We start from the raw sequence: 14747 nt of genomic DNA, 5'->3' as shown, positions 1-14747 counted from the left end.
ATGATCAACAGCCTCATACAGCAGGGCAAACTGAACGTAGATCAGTAACCTGCGACCACTCGGCCGGGCATGCAGTTTCATCGCACGTCCGGCCTTTCATCCCGGGCGCCTGGTAATGCTCCTCAACTTACCAAGCGCCCGGGGCTGTTTTTATTTTTTACTTTTCGTTTAAGCTAGTTGTCTTTAACGTTCAGTTTGGTTACAACACTGGCCATGCGCGCCGCGTCCGTTTTTCACCAAACCCGCCTGTATCTCATGCTGTTGGCTATCGGCATGGCATTGGCGACAGCGGCGTATGCACCGGCTACGGCGTTGCAGTTCGACGCCTCCCGCATACAGCAAGCGGCTCAGGCTCGTTATGGTCAGCGTGGCGCACAGGCAGTTTCGCGCTGGATGGTGATGTTGTCTCAGCACCGCGGCGCTCCCGAATCCCAGCAATTACGGGCGGTGAACGATTTCTGGAATTCTGCCGTACGTGGCGGTGAAGACCGCCATATCTGGGCGCAGCCGGATTATTGGGCAACGCCGCTGGAAACGCTGGGTAAGCAGGCAGGCGATTGCGAAGACTTTGTCATTGGCAAGTATTTTTCCCTGGTGCATATGGGCGTGCCGGCGGAAAAGTTGCGGCTCATATATGTTAGAGCACGTATAGGCGGCATGGGTAGTTCAACGACGATTGCGCATATGGTGCTGGGCTATTACGCCACGCCCGATGCCGATCCTTTGGTGCTGGACAACCTGATGGGTTCCATTACGTCCGCCAGCCAGCGCCGCGATTTGACGCCTGTTTTCAGTTTCAATGCCCAGGGTATTTATGTTGCAGGCTCCACCGCCGCGTCGCCGGACCGTATTGGTCATTGGCGAAATCTGTTGGCCAAGATGCAAAAAGAAGGCTTCCAGCCCTGACTTCTTTATATTAGATGGCTAGTTTTGTTTATAGGCGTAGCACAATATGTCCCTACTTAAACAGCTTTTGCTTAGCGTGACCGTGGCAATTGTTTTCATTTTGTCGGGCACGCTGGTGTTCAGCATCGATGGCGCGCGTCAGTATTTGAATACGCAGTTGCAGGCGCAAAGCGAAAACGCGGCCTCCTCGCTGGCGTTGTCGTTGACTCAGCCGGCCAACCAGGACGAGATCACACGCGAGCTATTGATTGCCGCCTTGTTCGACAGCGGTCAGTTTCGTGAAATCGGTCTGAAAGGCACTGATGGCCAGGTCTTGGTTGAACGCCGGGCGTCAGCGGTAACAGGGGAGGGTATGGCGCCGGCCTGGTTTAGCCGCTTATTGCCATTGGCAACGCCAACTGCCACGCGGCAGGTATCCGACGGGTGGAAGCAAGTGGGCGAACTCACCGTTACCTCCGATGATTTGTCGGCGCGCGATTCGCTATGGCGCAGCAGTACCCGGGTTTTCTTGCTCGTGGTGGGAGCTGGCCTGTTGTGGGCCTTGTTTGCCATCCTGCTGATCCGTTGGCTGAAGCGGGCGCTGAAGTATGAAATTACCGAGCAAGTTCAATTAATTGCCGAGGGTGGTCAATCTACTCCGCTGTCCCCGCGCACGCAGGTAGCTGAACTGGCGCAGGCTTCACGCATGATTCGTTCAGTACGCGAGCGGGTGCGGGCTACGGCGCACGAGCAGAGTGCGCGTATCGAGTCATTGCACTTGGAAGTGAATCAAGATTCGGTGACCGGTCTGGCAAACCGGAAGTACTTCTTGAATGAATTGTTGAGGGTACTGAAAGGCAGTGCCGATTCGCCAGCCCAGGGCGGGCATGTGCTGCTGTTTCGCCAGCGGGACCTGATGGGGGTGAACGCGACGATGCCGCACAACGAGGTGGATCAGTGGCTGTATTCGGTGGGGCAGGGCGTGAAGCGGGCTATGGGCGGGTTTCCGGGCATGCAGGCGCAATTGGCGCGGTTGAATGGTTCTGACTTCGTATTGTTGATGCCGGACGCCATTGGGCCTGATGCGACGCGGTTGGTGCAACAGGTGCGCCAGGTGCTGGATGTACTTCGCATACGGATGGCCGATGGTCATTTGTGTCGTTGGGGCTTGTCCCTGACGGACTTCACGCCTGATTGCGACGTCAGTACGGTACTCACAAGGCTGGATCATGGGCTGATGCGGGCCGAAAGTGCCGGCCACGACGACGTGGAATACATTTCCTACGCGGACAACAGCCATGGGAAACGGGTCGTCGACACAGGGGAGGCTGCCTGGCGCGGTCTGCTCGCAGATGCCCTGCTGAAAGATAGGCTGGAATTGTCCGTGCATAGCGCCGACTACGGTAATGGCGACAATGCAGGCAAACGTCACGAGGCCTCCCTGGCACTGCGCGATGGCGATGCCGGGTTGTTGTCGGGCTACTTGTTCATGCCCGCGGCAGTCCGCCTGGGCTTGTCGGCTGATTGCGACCTGCGCGCCATAGAGCTTGGACTGGCCTGGCTCGATAAGCACAACGGTGATTTGGTAATCAAGGTGTCATTACCTTCTTTGTTACAGCCTCATTTTCTGCCTGAAATGCAGCGGCGGTTAAGCGGCTTGCTGACACATCCCGAGCAGATGCGACGCTTACTGCTGGAAATCGATGCCCACGGCCTGGTTGCGTATGGCGCCGAGGTTCAGGAGTTTTGTCAGCAGGTGGCAGCGGCCGGCGCGCGCACAGGATTACGCCGTTTGGCGCAGCAGCCCGATGCCCTGATGCATTTGCATTTGGCGCCTCTTGCTTATGTGAAGCTGGGCGGAGATGTGGTGACCAGCGTGTTGCATAGCCCGGGTGCCAGGAAGTTGGCAGTGGCAATTGTCGAAACCGCAATCGAGCTGGGCATGAAGGTCTATGTTGACGATATTCCCGATGATGACACTCGGTTGGTGTTGCAGGGGTATGGTGGATTGCCGAAAATAGAGCTCTAAAGTCGCGCCATGCCGTATTTTCACGCGACTGTTGCAGAACAGCTAGTTTTATGGCTAAAGGGCTTGCGTTAATATTGCCAGTGGTTTATTATTGCTGTCTTGTCTTGATTGCGTATAAGCGCAGACTAGACTATAGAAGCAGTAACCCCAAGCGAATTTTCAGCAAGATTTCAACCCAGGGTTTGGTTTAACCAAATCTCACGGGACCAAAACTGGTTGTGTGGCGCCGCCTTTTGCTGGTGGCGCGGCACAACTAAGTTGGAACAGGAAAAATCATGATCCAAATGCAGACCACGCTGGACGTGGCCGATAACACTGGCGCACGCAGAATCATGTGCATCAAGGTGTTAGGCGGCTCGAAGCGCCGTTATGCCGCTATCGGTGACATTATTAAAGTTAGTGTCAAAGATGCGGCCCCACGCGGGCGCGTTAAAAAGGGCGAGATTTACAACGCTGTAGTGGTTCGCACCGCTAAGGGCGTTCGTCGTAAAGACGGCTCGCTGATCAAATTCGGTAGCAACGCTGCCGTGTTGCTCAACGCTAAACTGGAACCCATCGGCACCCGTATCTTCGGACCTGTAACGCGCGAATTGCGTACAGAAAAGTTCATGAAGATCGTGTCTTTGGCTCCAGAAGTGCTGTAAGGAGCGAACCATGGAAAAAATCCGTAAAGGCGACGAAGTCATTGTATTGACTGGTCGCGATAAAAAACGTCGTGGCACCGTGCTGCAACGTGTTGACGCCGACCACGTGCTGGTCGAAGGTATTAACGTCGTCAAGAAACACGTGAAGGCCAACCCTATGGCCGGCTCGCAAGGTGGCATTATCGACAAGACCATGCCCATCCACATTTCCAATGTGGCGCTTTTTAATCCCGAGTCCGGCAAGGCCGATCGCGTTGGGATCAAAGAAGTCGATGGCAGCAAGGTCCGTGTATTCCGTTCCAGCGGCGCCGTCGTTGGCGCCAAGGCTTAAGGGGCGAAGAACATGGCTCGTTTACAAGAGTTTTACCGCAGCAAGGTCGCGGCCGACCTGCAAGAAAAGTTTGGCTACAAAAGCATCATGGAAGTCCCCCGCATCACCAAGATTACCCTGAACATGGGTGTCTCGGAAGCGGTGTCGGACAAGAAGGTCATTGAGCACGCTGTCTCTGACCTGACCAAGATCTCGGGCCAAAAGCCAGTTGTCACCAAGACGAAGAAGGCTATCGCGGGTTTCAAAATCCGTGAAGACTATCCTATCGGCTGCATGGTCACTTTACGTGGCCGCCGTATGTACGAATTCCTGGACCGCCTGGTCGCCGTGGCTTTGCCGCGTGTTCGCGACTTCCGTGGTATCTCGGGTCGCGCGTTCGACGGACGTGGCAACTACAACATCGGGGTTAAAGAGCAGCTGATTTTCCCTGAAATCGAATACGACAAAATCGACGCCGTACGTGGGATGAACATCAGCATCACTACTACAGCCAAGACCGACGACGAAGCCAAGGCATTGCTTACCGCCTTCAGCTTCCCGTTTCGCAATTAAGGGGCGATGACGTGGCAAAACTTTCACTCATCAATCGCGATATCAAACGCGCCAAGCTGGCAGAAAAATTTGCACCCAAGCGTGCTGCACTGAAGGCAATCATCGACGATCAGTCCAAGACTGACGAAGAGCGCTATCAGGCCCGTTTGCAACTGCAACAACTGCCGCGCAATTCGAACCCAACGCGCCAGCGCAACCGTTGCGTTGTCACGGGTCGTTCGCGTGGCGTTTACAGCAAGTTCGGTTTAACTCGTCACAAGCTGCGTGAAATGTCGCTGCGTGGCGAAGTGCCGGGCATGACCAAAGCCAGCTGGTAGGAGAAATACACATGAGCATGAGCGATCCCATCGCCGACATGTTGACCCGCGTGCGTAACGCACAACAAGTCAATAAGACGTCGGTTAGCATGCCCTCCTCGAAGCTGAAGGTAGCTATTGCTGCCGTGCTGAAAGATGAAGGCTATATCGACAGTTTCCAGGTTGGCGGCGAAAAAGCCAAGCCAGTACTGGAAATCACCCTGAAATACTACGCTGGCCGTCCGGTCATCGAGCGTATCGACCGCGTTTCGCGTCCTGGGCTGCGTATTTACAAAAGCAGCAAAACCATTCCTCAAGTTATGAATGGTCTGGGCGTGGCAATTGTGTCGACACCGCGCGGTGTCATGACCGATCGCAAAGCTCGCGCCAATGGCGTGGGCGGCGAAGTGCTTTGCTACGTGGCATAAGGAGAATCACATGTCACGTATTGCAAAAAACCCGGTCGTTGTACCCCAAGGCGTAGAAGCCGCTATCAGCGCAGGTCAAATTGTTGTCAAGGGCCCATTGGGTTCCCTGACACAAGTCCTGAACGGCGACGTGTTCGTCCGTTTGGAAGATGGCCAGCTGACATTTGCTGTTGCCAACGAAACTCGCGAGGCCAAGGCCATGTCGGGTACGTTGCGCGCACTGGTTGCCAATATGGTTACCGGCGTCAGCAAAGGCTTCGAGCGTAAACTGAACCTTGTAGGCGTGGGCTTTCGTGCCCAGGTCCAGGGCGAAGCGCTGAAGTTGCAACTTGGTTTCTCCCACGACATCATTCACAGCATGCCTGCTGGTATCAAGGTAGAGTGCCCAACTCAAACCGAGATCATCATCAAGGGTGCTAACAAGCAAGTCGTTGGTCAGGTGGCTGCGGAAATCCGTGCTTACCGTAAACCCGAACCCTACAAGGGCAAGGGCGTGCGTTACGCCGATGAACGCGTCATCATCAAAGAAACCAAGAAGAAATAAGCGCGCAGGCAAGGACGAATTATGGACAAGAAAATCTCCCGTTTGCGTCGTGCAGTATCGACTCGCCGGAAAATCAACGAGTTGCGAGTTCATCGCCTCTCGGTTTTCCGCTCGAATCTGCACATTTACGCAAACATCATTTCGCCGGAAGGCGATCGTGTGCTCGTCAGCGCTTCCACGCTTGAACCGGAAGTGCGCAAAGAGCTCGCTGGCCAAAGTGTCAACGGTGGCAATGTTGCCGCTGCTGGCATTATCGGCAAGCGCGTCGCTGAAAAAGCCAAAGCTGCCGGTATCGAACTGGTTGCCTTTGATCGTTCGGGCTTCCGTTATCATGGCCGCGTGAAAGCGTTGGCCGACGCCGCGCGTGAAGCCGGCTTGAAATTCTAAGCAAGGAATTGTCAAATGGCTAAAGCACAAGGCAAGCATTCCGCCGAAAAAGAAAACGACGACGGCTTGCGTGAAAAAATGATCGCGGTCAATCGCGTCAGCAAAGTGGTCAAGGGTGGTCGCACCATGAGCTTTGCCGCGTTGACCGTGGTTGGCGATGGCGATGGCCGCATCGGAATGGGCAAAGGTAAAGCCCGTGAAGTGCCCGTTGCCGTACAAAAAGCAATGGAACAGGCTCGCCAAGGTCTGATCAAGGTCGCCCTTAAAAACGGCACCCTGCATCACACTGTTGTCGGCAAGCACGGCGCCGCTACCGTATTGATTTCACCAGCTCCTGAAGGTACGGGTGTTATCGCCGGCGGCCCAATGCGCGCTATTTTTGATGTCATGGGCGTGCGTAACGTGGTTGCAAAAAGCCTCGGCTCCAGCAACCCTTACAACATGGTCCGCGCAACGCTTAACGGCTTGCGTGCCTGCTCGACTCCTGCTGACGTTGCTGCCAAGCGCGGCAAGTCGGTAGAAGATATTCTGGGGTAAGTCATGGCACAGAAGCAAATTAAAGTAACTCTCGTGCGCTCTGTTATCGGCACCCACAAATCCCACCGCGCTACTGTGCGTGGTCTGGGTCTGGGTAAACTGAATAGCAGCCGCGTATTGGTCGATACGCCCGAGGTGCGTGGGATGATCCGTAAAGTGGATTACCTCGTTACCATCTCGGAAGCCTGAAAGGAATCGGGATGTCAGAAACTCAACTAAATACGCTGAAACCAGCCGAAGGCAGCCATCCAGCTCGCCGCCGTGTTGGTCGCGGCATCGGTTCAGGCTTTGGTAAAACTTGCGGCCGCGGCCACAAGGGTCAAAAGTCGCGTACTGGCGGTTTTCATAAAGTCGGCTTCGAAGGCGGTCAAATGCCTTTGCAACGTCGTCTGCCAAAGCGTGGCTTTACCGCTATGAATCAGCACCTGTCTTCGGAAGTCCGTTTGTCCGATCTCGAACGCCTGCCTGTCGACGAAATCGACGTGCAAGTGCTCAAGCAAGCTGGTGTCATTGGCCAAGCCGTACGCTACGTCAAAGTTATCAAGTCTGGCGATCTGTCGCGCAAAGTTACCCTTAACGGTATCTCCGCAACAGCCGGCGCCCGCGCTGCAATCGAAGCTGCTGGCGGTTCGCTGGCTTAAGGGGTAACGGTGGCTAAAGCTCAGGCACAGAGTAAATCAGGTTCTCGTTACGGCGATTTAAGGCGTCGTATCGTTTTCTTGGTACTCGCCCTGGTGGTCTATCGGTTGGGAACACACATACCTGTGCCGGGAATCAACCCCGATGCGCTGGCCGATCTGTTTCAACAAAACCAGGGCGGTATCCTGGGCTTGTTCAACATGTTCTCCGGTGGTGCGCTATCGCGGTTTTCCGTGTTCGCGCTAGGTATCATGCCCTACATTTCCGCGTCCATCATCATGCAACTGATGGCGGTCGTGGTGCCTACTCTTGAAGCGATCAAGAAAGAAGGCGAATCGGGTCGACGCAAAATCACCCAGTACACGCGCTACGGCACGGTGTTTCTGGCGTTGATTCAAGCTGTCGGTATCTCGGTCGCTCTCGAATCGCAGCCTGGGTTGGTCATCGATGTAGGCATGATGTTCCGCTTTACAACGGTAGTCACGCTGGTTACCGGTACGATGTTCGTTATGTGGTTGGGCGAGCAAATCACCGAGCGCGGTATGGGCAATGGTATTTCGATACTGATTTTTGCCGGTATTGTCGCTGGTTTGCCTAGCGCCTTGGCAGGGATGCTGGATCTGGTCCGTACTGACTCGATGTCGGTATTGTCGGCTCTGTTTATCCTGGTGTTGGTTGTGGCAGTAACCTACTTTGTTGTGTTTGTCGAACGCGGTCAGCGCCGCATTACGGTGAACTACGCCAAACGTCAGGTTGGCAACAAGATCTACGGCGGGCAAAGTTCTCATTTGCCGCTGAAGCTGAATATGTCCGGGGTAATTCCTCCCATCTTCGCTTCATCGATCATTTTGCTGCCCGCAACCGTCACCAGCTGGTTTTCAAGCAACCCGAATATGCGTTGGCTGGGCGATTTGGCGGCAGTATTGTCACCAGGTCAGCCGCTCTACATTACGTTGTATTCAGCTGCAATCATTTTCTTCTGCTTCTTTTATACGGCGTTGGTATTTAATAGTCGTGAAACAGCAGATAACCTGAAGAAAAGCGGTGCGTTCGTTCCAGGTATTCGTCCAGGCGAGCAAACGTCGCGTTATATTGACAAAATATTGATGCGATTGACCTTGGCTGGCGCTATCTACATAACTTTGGTATGTTTGCTACCCGAACTTATGCAGGCGCGCTGGAATGTACCGTTTTATTTTGGTGGCACTTCTCTGTTGATTATCGTGGTGGTGACCATGGATTTCATGGCACAAGCTCAGGCTTACATGATGTCCCACCAGTACGACTCGTTGCTCAAGAAGGCTAACTTCAAGGGTACGGGACTGCCAATGCGGTAAAAAGAAATGGCAAAAGACGACGTCATTCAAATGCAAGGAGAGGTTCTTGAAAATCTCCCCAACGCAACTTTTCGCGTCAAGCTGGAAAATGGCCACGTAGTATTGGGCCACATATCGGGCAAGATGCGTATGCATTACATCCGGATTCTGCCGGGTGACAAGGTCACAGTGGAGCTCACGCCCTATGACCTGTCTCGCGCCAGAATTGTCTTCCGCTCTAAATAAGCGGCCGGTTAAAGGAAACTAGGAGTCAACCCATGAAGGTAATGGCATCGGTAAAGCGGATCTGCCGCAACTGCAAGATCATTAAACGTCACGGCGTGGTGCGTGTAATTTGCACAGAACCACGTCATAAGCAGCGTCAAGGCTAATGGCCGTGTCGCAACAGATTTAACAAGGAACAGTCATGGCCCGTATTGCTGGCATCAACATTCCGCCGCATCAACACGCCGAAATCGGACTTACCGCTATTTTTGGTATTGGTCGTACACGTGCTCGCAAAATTTGCGAAGCATCGGGTATCGAGCTCTCCAAGAAAGTGAAAGATCTGACTGACGCCGAACTCGAACGTATCCGCGAACACGTTGGCGTGTTCACGGTTGAAGGTGATTTGCGTCGCGAAGTACAATTGTCGATCAAACGTCTGATCGATCTGGGAACTTATCGAGGCATGCGCCACAAGCGTGGCTTGCCTGTACGTGGTCAGCGCACCCGTACCAACGCTCGCACCCGCAAGGGGCCGCGTCGCGCTGCTGCTTCCCTGAAGAAATAATCGAGGAATAGAAGATGGCGAAAGCTTCCAACAGCGGCGCATCGCGCGTACGCAAGAAAATCAAGAAGAGCGTATCGGACGGCATTGCGCACGTTCATGCGTCCTTCAACAACACGATCATCACCATTACCGACCGTCAAGGCAATGCCTTGTCCTGGGCGACATCCGGTGGTGCGGGCTTTAAAGGCTCGCGCAAATCCACGCCGTTCGCTGCGCAGGTTGCAGCTGAATCAGCTGGGCGCGTCGCGTTGGAATACGGTATCAAAACACTTGAAGTTCGCATCAAGGGCCCAGGTCCTGGTCGCGAATCGTCGGTGCGTGCACTGAATGCTCTGGGTATTAAAATCTCCAGCATTTCAGACATCACGCCGGTGCCGCACAACGGTTGCCGTCCGCCCAAGCGCCGTCGCATCTAAGGGGAAGCATCTTGGCACGTTATATTGGACCTAAATGCAAGCTCTCGCGTCGCGAGGGTACTGATTTATTCTTGAAAAGCTCGCGCCGCTCGCTAGACTCGAAGTGCAAAATCGAGTCCAAGCCTGGTCAGCACGGCCGTACTTCGGGCGCTCGCACGTCCGACTACGGTTTGCAGCTGCGCGAAAAGCAAAAACTCAAGCGCATGTACGGCGTTTTGGAAAAGCAATTCCGCAAGTATTTTGTTGAAGCTGAGCGTCGTCGTGGCAACACTGGCGAGACCCTGATTCAATTGCTGGAATCCCGCTTGGACAACGTCGTATATCGCATGGGCTTTGGCTCGACGCGTGCAGAAGCGCGTCAGTTGGTCAACCACCGCTCCATCGAAATCAATGGTCACACTGCCGACATCGCTTCGATGCTGGTCAAGGCCGGCGACGTTATCTCGATCCGTGAAAAGGCGAAAGCCCAATTGCGTATTCGTGAATCGCTTGACCTTGCAACAGGCCAAGGCCTGCCGCAATGGGTTGAAGTCGACACCAACAAGCTGACTGGCACCTTCAAACAGGTTCCGGACCGCGCTGATGTTGCACGCGATGTCAACGAGTCGATGGTTGTCGAGTTGTACTCGCGCTAATTGACACAAGCAGCAAAGCAGTAATATTGCATTAGCCCACTTTTCCAGTTTACTGGTAAGTGGGCTTTGCGATGCCAATCGCCGGGGTATTACCGGTTATCCATCAGCCTTATCGGTGTAACGAGCCGAGGGTATTGAAAAGGAATATTCATGTCGTCACAAGGTTTTTTGAAACCCCGCTCTATTGAAGTCATCCCCGTTGGCAAGAATCACGCCAAAGTCGTGATGGAGCCTTTTGAGCGCGGTTATGGCCACACGCTGGGCAACGCCCTGCGCCGCATTCTGTTGTCATCGATGGCGGGCTATGCCCCCACCGAAGTCCAAATGACGGGCGTGGTACACGAGTACTCGACCATCGCCGGTGTCCGCGAAGACGTCGTCGACATCTTGCTGAATCTGAAAGGCGTGGTGTTCAAACTGCATAATCGCGAAGAAGTGACCCTGGTACTGCGCAAGCAAGGCCAAGGCGTCGTGCTGGCTAGCGATATCGAATTGCCGCACGATGTGGAAATTATCAATCCTGATCACGTCATTGCTACGCTTACCGAAGCCGGCAAGCTGGAAATGCAGATCAAGGTCGAGCAAGGCCGTGGTTATGTTCCCGGCAACGTTCGTGCTTTGGTTGATGACCGCACTCACACTATCGGCCGTATCGTGCTTGACGCATCGTACAGCCCAGTGCGCCGTGTCAGCTATTCGGTGGAAAGCGCCCGTGTTGAACAGCGTACTGACTTGGACAAGCTGGTTCTGGATATCCAGACCAACGGTGTCGTATCGCCTGAAGAAGCAGTGCGTCAGTCGGCCCGTATCCTGATGGATCAGATTTCGGTATTTGCTGCACTGGAAGGTGCTGGCGACTACGTCGACAATCCTCAGGCTCGCGGCAACGCTCCGCAGATCGATCCTGTTCTGCTGCGCCCCGTCGACGACCTGGAATTGACCGTTCGTTCGGCCAACTGCCTGAAAGCCGAAAATATCTACTACATCGGCGATCTGATTCAGCGCACCGAAAACGAATTGCTCAAGACGCCTAACCTGGGTCGCAAGTCCTTGAATGAAATCAAGGAAGTTCTTGCTGCACGTGGTTTGACGCTGGGCATGAAGCTGGAAAACTGGCCACCAGTCGGCCTGGAACGCCCATAAGTCTATGGGGATAGGTATCGGGTTGTGCGCCCTGGCGTGTGATCCGGTACTGTCATCGCTGTAAACGTAGTTCAAAGGTTTTGGCACAATCGTGCTAAAATTTTGCCCGCACCCGGCCCGCAGCTTTGCTGATAGAAGAGCCGGTTAATCAACGGAATTGTCCGTTAACTAGATTCATAGGAAATCATCATGCGTCACCGTAGTGGATTGCGTAAATTAAATCGCACCAGCAGTCACCGTTTGGCTATGTTCCGCAACATGGCTGTTTCGTTGCTTACACACGAAGCCATCAAGACCACCTTGCCCAAGGCCAAGGAATTGCGTCGCGTCGTTGAACCCCTTATCACGCTGGGCAAAGAGCCCACGCTGGCTAACAAACGCCTGGCGTTTGCTCGTTTGCGCGACCGTGATGCAGTGGTCAAGCTGTTTGCTGAAATCGGCCCACGCTACAAAGAGCGTAACGGCGGCTACACACGTGTTCTGAAAATGGGTTTCCGTCAGGGCGATAACGCCCCTATGGCATTCATGGAATTGGTTGACCGTCCTGAAGTCGAAGAAACCGACGCTGAATAAGCGCCGTGTCTCTGCAGTACATTGAAAACGGGCTTTCGGGCCCGTTTTTAATGGGTAGAATAGGTTGTTCCCAACGACCTCCAGGAGCCGCTACGTGAGCAGCGCCACACCCTCTGATTTATCTTCACCTGGCCCCTCCAGTCACGCTTCTCATGACAGCGGCACCGCACTGACGCAGGCCAATGACATCGTCGTCGTGCTTAGCAATGCTCCCGATTTATTGTTGGCCAAACGCATTGCACACGTATTAGTTGAAGAACATCTTGCCGCTTGTGTGAACCTTGGCGCGCCTGGCTTGTCCATGTACATGTGGGACGATACGCTCGAGGGGGCCGAAGAAATTCAGCTAACGATGAAAACCACGCTTGCCAGGGCGCCAGCGATGATTGCGCGGCTACAGCAGCTACATCCCTACGAAGTCCCCGAAGTCCTCGTCCTGCCCGTTTTGGGGGGTTCTGCAAGCTATCTGGAATGGGTGCGCAATCAAACCCAGCCGGAACAGACCTGAATCGATAGCAACAGGCGCGCGTTGCGCTAAAGTAAAAGGAAGTATTGATGTCGTATTTGCCGCTAGTCCGCGGTGCAGCCGAATTACCGCTCGATATTCAGGCTGGGGCACGAACCTTTGCCGGCGCTCAGAAAGGGCGCCGCGCTTACCGCATATTCTGGGCTTGCGTCACCGCTTTCATGCTGGCGTTGACGTTATTGCATGCTGGTGCGGCTCGGGCGGAAGACGAGTTCCTGGATCCCGAGAAGGCGTTCGTATTGTCTGCCGCAATGGCGTCGCCTACTGAACTTAATATCCATTTCAAGATAGCGCCCGAATATTACATGTACCGCGAACGCTTCGAGTTCGCGGTGACGCCCGACACTACGCCCGGCATGTTGGGCGAGCCCATCTTTCCCACGGGGCGAATTACCTACGACCCCACTTTTGAAAAAGACCTTGAAGTCTATTACGACCAGGTCACGATACGGTTGCCGTTATCGACAGCCGGCGGTGCCGGTGGCCCAGTAAAGCTGGCGGTGACCAGCCAAGGCTGTGCGGACGCAGGCCTTTGCTATCCGCCCATGACCACCGACATCACCTTGATGCCGACGGCGACGGGCTATCAGGCAAGCGGGGCAGGCGTAGTAGACAGCGTACCTGGCCCGCAGTCGCAGGCGGCACTGGCCGCGGCCAGTGGTGCAAGCAGCAAGGCCAGCCTGGGCAACGCGCTTAGCCTTGGCGACACTGGATTTGCTGCCTATCTGGCAGCAGCAGGGTGGCTGGAAGTCATTGTCCTTTGCCTGATTTTAGGCTTGTTGTTGTCGTTCACCCCATGCGTGTTGCCCATGGTGCCGATACTGCTGGCCATTGTCGCAGGCAATGCAGGTAAGGCAGAGAAAGTGTCGCGCTGGCGCGGGCTGTCGTTGGCTGCAGTATTTGTATTGGGCATGTCGCTGGTGTACACGGCGCTGGGAGTGGCCGCCGGACTTATTGGCGCGAGCCTGGCTGTTTGGCTGCAAACCCCTTGGGTGCTGACGATTTTCGCGGTCGTACTGGGTATATTGGCCTTGGCCATGTTCGACGTCTTTACGCTGCAAGCCCCTACGGGCATGCAAACCGCCTTGAACGCGCGTTTGTCCAGGATTCCCGGCGGTCGATACGGCGGTGTGTTTGTCATGGGTATGGTATCGGCATTGATAGTCGGGCCCTGCGTGGCCGCGCCGCTGGCTGGCGTGCTGTTATTTATTTCGCAGACAGGCGACTTGGTGTTGGGTGGCACGGCATTGTTTGCGATGGCCTGGGGCGAGGGTTTGCTGCTGTTGGCAGTAGGGGCTTCGTCCGGGGCTTTGTTGCCCAAGGCAGGCGCCTGGATGAATGGCATCAAGCGTTTATTCGGCATACTGCTGCTGGCAACCGCGTGGTGGATGTTGAACTCCGTTGTGCCGACATGGTTAATGATGCTGGGCTGGGCTTTCCTGGCTGTCTGGAGCGCGGTGATGCTGGGCGCATTCGAAACCCTGCCTTCCGGCGCTGGTGTGGGCCGCCTGGTTAACAAATCGCTAGGCTTGTTGTTGGCACTTTGGGCAATCATTCTGGTTGTTGGCGTGTCGGCAGGAGGGCGCGATTTCTTCCAGCCCCTGGCGCCTTTGACCAGTTCCATGACCGTGGCAGGTACTGGTAGCGTCGTGGCAGGCGGGGGGAATGCCGCAAACGGGCCGACCTTAAACCTCGCCTCGATAAAAGCCCAATTCACCAAGGTGCATTCTGTTGCCGAGCTTGATAACTTGCTGGCCAATACCAATCGTCCTGTGATGTTGGATTTTTATGCGGATTGGTGTGTGTCTTGCCTGGAAATGGAAAAATTCACGTTCAGCGATCCCGCGGTGGCACAGCAGATGTCGCAGTTTTTGCTGGTACAGGCGGATGTCACCAAGAACACCGAGGATGATCGGGCTTTGCTGAAGCGCTTCAAACTATTCGGGCCGCCGGGGATTATTTTCTTTGACGTGAAAGGCCAGCAATTGGATGATGCGCGCGTGGTGGGCTTCAAGAACGCGCGGGATTTCGGGACGGTATTAGGGCGCGTGCTGTCAGGCGTCTAGGCGTCTA

At 54.8% G+C, this 14747-nt stretch carries 22 protein-coding genes; all 22 read left to right on the top strand.

Annotation, left to right across the window (positions count from 1 at the left end; genetic code table 11):
* The first annotated feature begins 255 nt into the window (after positions 1-255).
* A complete protein-coding gene (locus ABWO67_RS15065) occupies positions 256-906 on the top strand; it encodes a transglutaminase-like cysteine peptidase (protein ID WP_502930027.1) in 651 nt (216 codons plus the stop codon).
* 46 nt (positions 907-952) lie between these two features.
* The gene (locus ABWO67_RS15060) at positions 953-2914 is read left to right on the top strand and encodes a bifunctional diguanylate cyclase/phosphodiesterase (protein ID WP_353152931.1); all 1962 of its coding nucleotides are present in this window, start codon (positions 953-955) and stop codon (positions 2912-2914) included.
* Positions 2915-3189: 275 nt separating this feature from the next.
* Positions 3190-3558, top strand: coding sequence for a 50S ribosomal protein L14 (gene rplN, locus ABWO67_RS15055; protein WP_353152929.1), 369 nt, complete (start codon positions 3190-3192; stop codon positions 3556-3558).
* A gap of 10 nt (positions 3559-3568) precedes the next feature.
* Positions 3569-3889, top strand: a complete 321-nt coding sequence (rplX, locus tag ABWO67_RS15050; protein ID WP_353152927.1) for a 50S ribosomal protein L24 — start codon at positions 3569-3571, stop codon at positions 3887-3889.
* Between the two features lie 12 nt (positions 3890-3901).
* Positions 3902-4441: a 50S ribosomal protein L5 gene (rplE, locus tag ABWO67_RS15045; protein ID WP_353152925.1), complete on the top strand. Its 540-nt coding sequence runs from the start codon at positions 3902-3904 to the stop codon at positions 4439-4441.
* An 11-nt stretch (positions 4442-4452) separates the two neighbouring features.
* Positions 4453-4758, top strand: coding sequence for a 30S ribosomal protein S14 (gene rpsN, locus ABWO67_RS15040; protein WP_126706073.1), 306 nt, complete (start codon positions 4453-4455; stop codon positions 4756-4758).
* An 11-nt stretch (positions 4759-4769) separates the two neighbouring features.
* Positions 4770-5165, top strand: a complete 396-nt coding sequence (gene rpsH / locus ABWO67_RS15035) for a 30S ribosomal protein S8 (RefSeq protein ID WP_132642197.1) — start codon at positions 4770-4772, stop codon at positions 5163-5165.
* A gap of 10 nt (positions 5166-5175) precedes the next feature.
* A complete protein-coding gene (rplF, locus tag ABWO67_RS15030; protein ID WP_353152922.1) occupies positions 5176-5709 on the top strand; it encodes a 50S ribosomal protein L6 in 534 nt (177 codons plus the stop codon).
* A 21-nt stretch (positions 5710-5730) separates the two neighbouring features.
* Positions 5731-6096, top strand: a complete 366-nt coding sequence (gene rplR / locus ABWO67_RS15025; RefSeq protein ID WP_353152920.1) for a 50S ribosomal protein L18 — start codon at positions 5731-5733, stop codon at positions 6094-6096.
* Positions 6097-6111: 15 nt separating this feature from the next.
* Complete coding sequence (rpsE, locus tag ABWO67_RS15020; protein WP_353152918.1) at positions 6112-6633, top strand: 30S ribosomal protein S5; 522 nt, start codon at positions 6112-6114, stop codon at positions 6631-6633.
* A gap of 3 nt (positions 6634-6636) precedes the next feature.
* Entirely contained in the window at positions 6637-6822 is a 186-nt protein-coding gene (gene rpmD / locus ABWO67_RS15015; RefSeq protein ID WP_353152916.1) for a 50S ribosomal protein L30, read from the top strand.
* A gap of 11 nt (positions 6823-6833) precedes the next feature.
* Positions 6834-7274, top strand: coding sequence for a 50S ribosomal protein L15 (gene rplO / locus ABWO67_RS15010; protein WP_353152914.1), 441 nt, complete (start codon positions 6834-6836; stop codon positions 7272-7274).
* A 9-nt stretch (positions 7275-7283) separates the two neighbouring features.
* The gene (gene secY / locus ABWO67_RS15005; RefSeq protein WP_353152912.1) at positions 7284-8609 is read left to right on the top strand and encodes a preprotein translocase subunit SecY; all 1326 of its coding nucleotides are present in this window, start codon (positions 7284-7286) and stop codon (positions 8607-8609) included.
* A 6-nt stretch (positions 8610-8615) separates the two neighbouring features.
* Entirely contained in the window at positions 8616-8834 is a 219-nt protein-coding gene (infA, locus tag ABWO67_RS15000; protein ID WP_009523889.1) for a translation initiation factor IF-1, read from the top strand.
* A gap of 32 nt (positions 8835-8866) precedes the next feature.
* Complete coding sequence (gene rpmJ, locus ABWO67_RS14995; RefSeq protein WP_073104498.1) at positions 8867-8980, top strand: 50S ribosomal protein L36; 114 nt, start codon at positions 8867-8869, stop codon at positions 8978-8980.
* A 35-nt stretch (positions 8981-9015) separates the two neighbouring features.
* On the top strand, positions 9016-9381 hold the full coding sequence (rpsM, locus tag ABWO67_RS14990) for a 30S ribosomal protein S13 (protein WP_073104496.1): 366 nt from the start codon (positions 9016-9018) through the stop codon (positions 9379-9381).
* Positions 9382-9395: 14 nt separating this feature from the next.
* Positions 9396-9797 carry a 30S ribosomal protein S11 gene (gene rpsK, locus ABWO67_RS14985; protein WP_013743934.1) on the top strand — a complete coding sequence of 134 codons (402 nt, stop codon included), beginning with the start codon at positions 9396-9398 and terminating at the stop codon, positions 9795-9797.
* An 11-nt stretch (positions 9798-9808) separates the two neighbouring features.
* On the top strand, positions 9809-10432 hold the full coding sequence (gene rpsD / locus ABWO67_RS14980) for a 30S ribosomal protein S4 (RefSeq protein ID WP_353152908.1): 624 nt from the start codon (positions 9809-9811) through the stop codon (positions 10430-10432).
* 150 nt (positions 10433-10582) lie between these two features.
* Positions 10583-11575, top strand: a complete 993-nt coding sequence (locus ABWO67_RS14975; RefSeq protein ID WP_353152906.1) for a DNA-directed RNA polymerase subunit alpha — start codon at positions 10583-10585, stop codon at positions 11573-11575.
* A gap of 189 nt (positions 11576-11764) precedes the next feature.
* Entirely contained in the window at positions 11765-12148 is a 384-nt protein-coding gene (gene rplQ / locus ABWO67_RS14970) for a 50S ribosomal protein L17 (protein ID WP_102075414.1), read from the top strand.
* A 169-nt stretch (positions 12149-12317) separates the two neighbouring features.
* On the top strand, positions 12318-12656 hold the full coding sequence (cutA, locus tag ABWO67_RS14965) for a divalent-cation tolerance protein CutA (RefSeq protein WP_353152933.1): 339 nt from the start codon (positions 12318-12320) through the stop codon (positions 12654-12656).
* Between the two features lie 47 nt (positions 12657-12703).
* Positions 12704-14740, top strand: coding sequence for a protein-disulfide reductase DsbD (gene dsbD / locus ABWO67_RS14960; protein WP_353152904.1), 2037 nt, complete (start codon positions 12704-12706; stop codon positions 14738-14740).
* Positions 14741-14747 lie beyond the last annotated feature (7 nt).

Origin of the sequence: Pollutimonas bauzanensis (assembly GCF_040393045.1) — a bacterium.
In the GTDB taxonomy this organism is placed as follows: Bacteria; Pseudomonadota; Gammaproteobacteria; order Burkholderiales; family Burkholderiaceae_B; genus Pollutimonas; species Pollutimonas bauzanensis_A.
The sequence above is the reverse complement of the archived record's forward strand: the minus strand, read 5'-3'. Positions and strand labels throughout refer to the sequence as shown.

Coding starts and splice junctions, on each gene's coding strand:
- rpsK (WP_013743934.1), top strand. CDS start 9,396: ATGGCGAAAGCTTCCAACAGCGGCGCATCGCGCGTACGCAAGAAAATC.
- rplO (WP_353152914.1), top strand. CDS start 6,834: ATGTCAGAAACTCAACTAAATACGCTGAAACCAGCCGAAGGCAGCCAT.
- dsbD (WP_353152904.1), top strand. CDS start 12,704: ATGTCGTATTTGCCGCTAGTCCGCGGTGCAGCCGAATTACCGCTCGAT.
- ABWO67_RS15060 (WP_353152931.1), top strand. CDS start 953: ATGTCCCTACTTAAACAGCTTTTGCTTAGCGTGACCGTGGCAATTGTT.
- infA (WP_009523889.1), top strand. CDS start 8,616: ATGGCAAAAGACGACGTCATTCAAATGCAAGGAGAGGTTCTTGAAAAT.
- rplF (WP_353152922.1), top strand. CDS start 5,176: ATGTCACGTATTGCAAAAAACCCGGTCGTTGTACCCCAAGGCGTAGAA.
- rplX (WP_353152927.1), top strand. CDS start 3,569: ATGGAAAAAATCCGTAAAGGCGACGAAGTCATTGTATTGACTGGTCGC.
- rpsH (WP_132642197.1), top strand. CDS start 4,770: ATGAGCATGAGCGATCCCATCGCCGACATGTTGACCCGCGTGCGTAAC.
- rpsM (WP_073104496.1), top strand. CDS start 9,016: ATGGCCCGTATTGCTGGCATCAACATTCCGCCGCATCAACACGCCGAA.
- ABWO67_RS14975 (WP_353152906.1), top strand. CDS start 10,583: ATGTCGTCACAAGGTTTTTTGAAACCCCGCTCTATTGAAGTCATCCCC.
- rplN (WP_353152929.1), top strand. CDS start 3,190: ATGATCCAAATGCAGACCACGCTGGACGTGGCCGATAACACTGGCGCA.
- rpmJ (WP_073104498.1), top strand. CDS start 8,867: ATGAAGGTAATGGCATCGGTAAAGCGGATCTGCCGCAACTGCAAGATC.
- rplR (WP_353152920.1), top strand. CDS start 5,731: ATGGACAAGAAAATCTCCCGTTTGCGTCGTGCAGTATCGACTCGCCGG.
- rpmD (WP_353152916.1), top strand. CDS start 6,637: ATGGCACAGAAGCAAATTAAAGTAACTCTCGTGCGCTCTGTTATCGGC.
- rplQ (WP_102075414.1), top strand. CDS start 11,765: ATGCGTCACCGTAGTGGATTGCGTAAATTAAATCGCACCAGCAGTCAC.
- rplE (WP_353152925.1), top strand. CDS start 3,902: ATGGCTCGTTTACAAGAGTTTTACCGCAGCAAGGTCGCGGCCGACCTG.
- ABWO67_RS15065 (WP_502930027.1), top strand. CDS start 256: ATGCTGTTGGCTATCGGCATGGCATTGGCGACAGCGGCGTATGCACCG.
- rpsE (WP_353152918.1), top strand. CDS start 6,112: ATGGCTAAAGCACAAGGCAAGCATTCCGCCGAAAAAGAAAACGACGAC.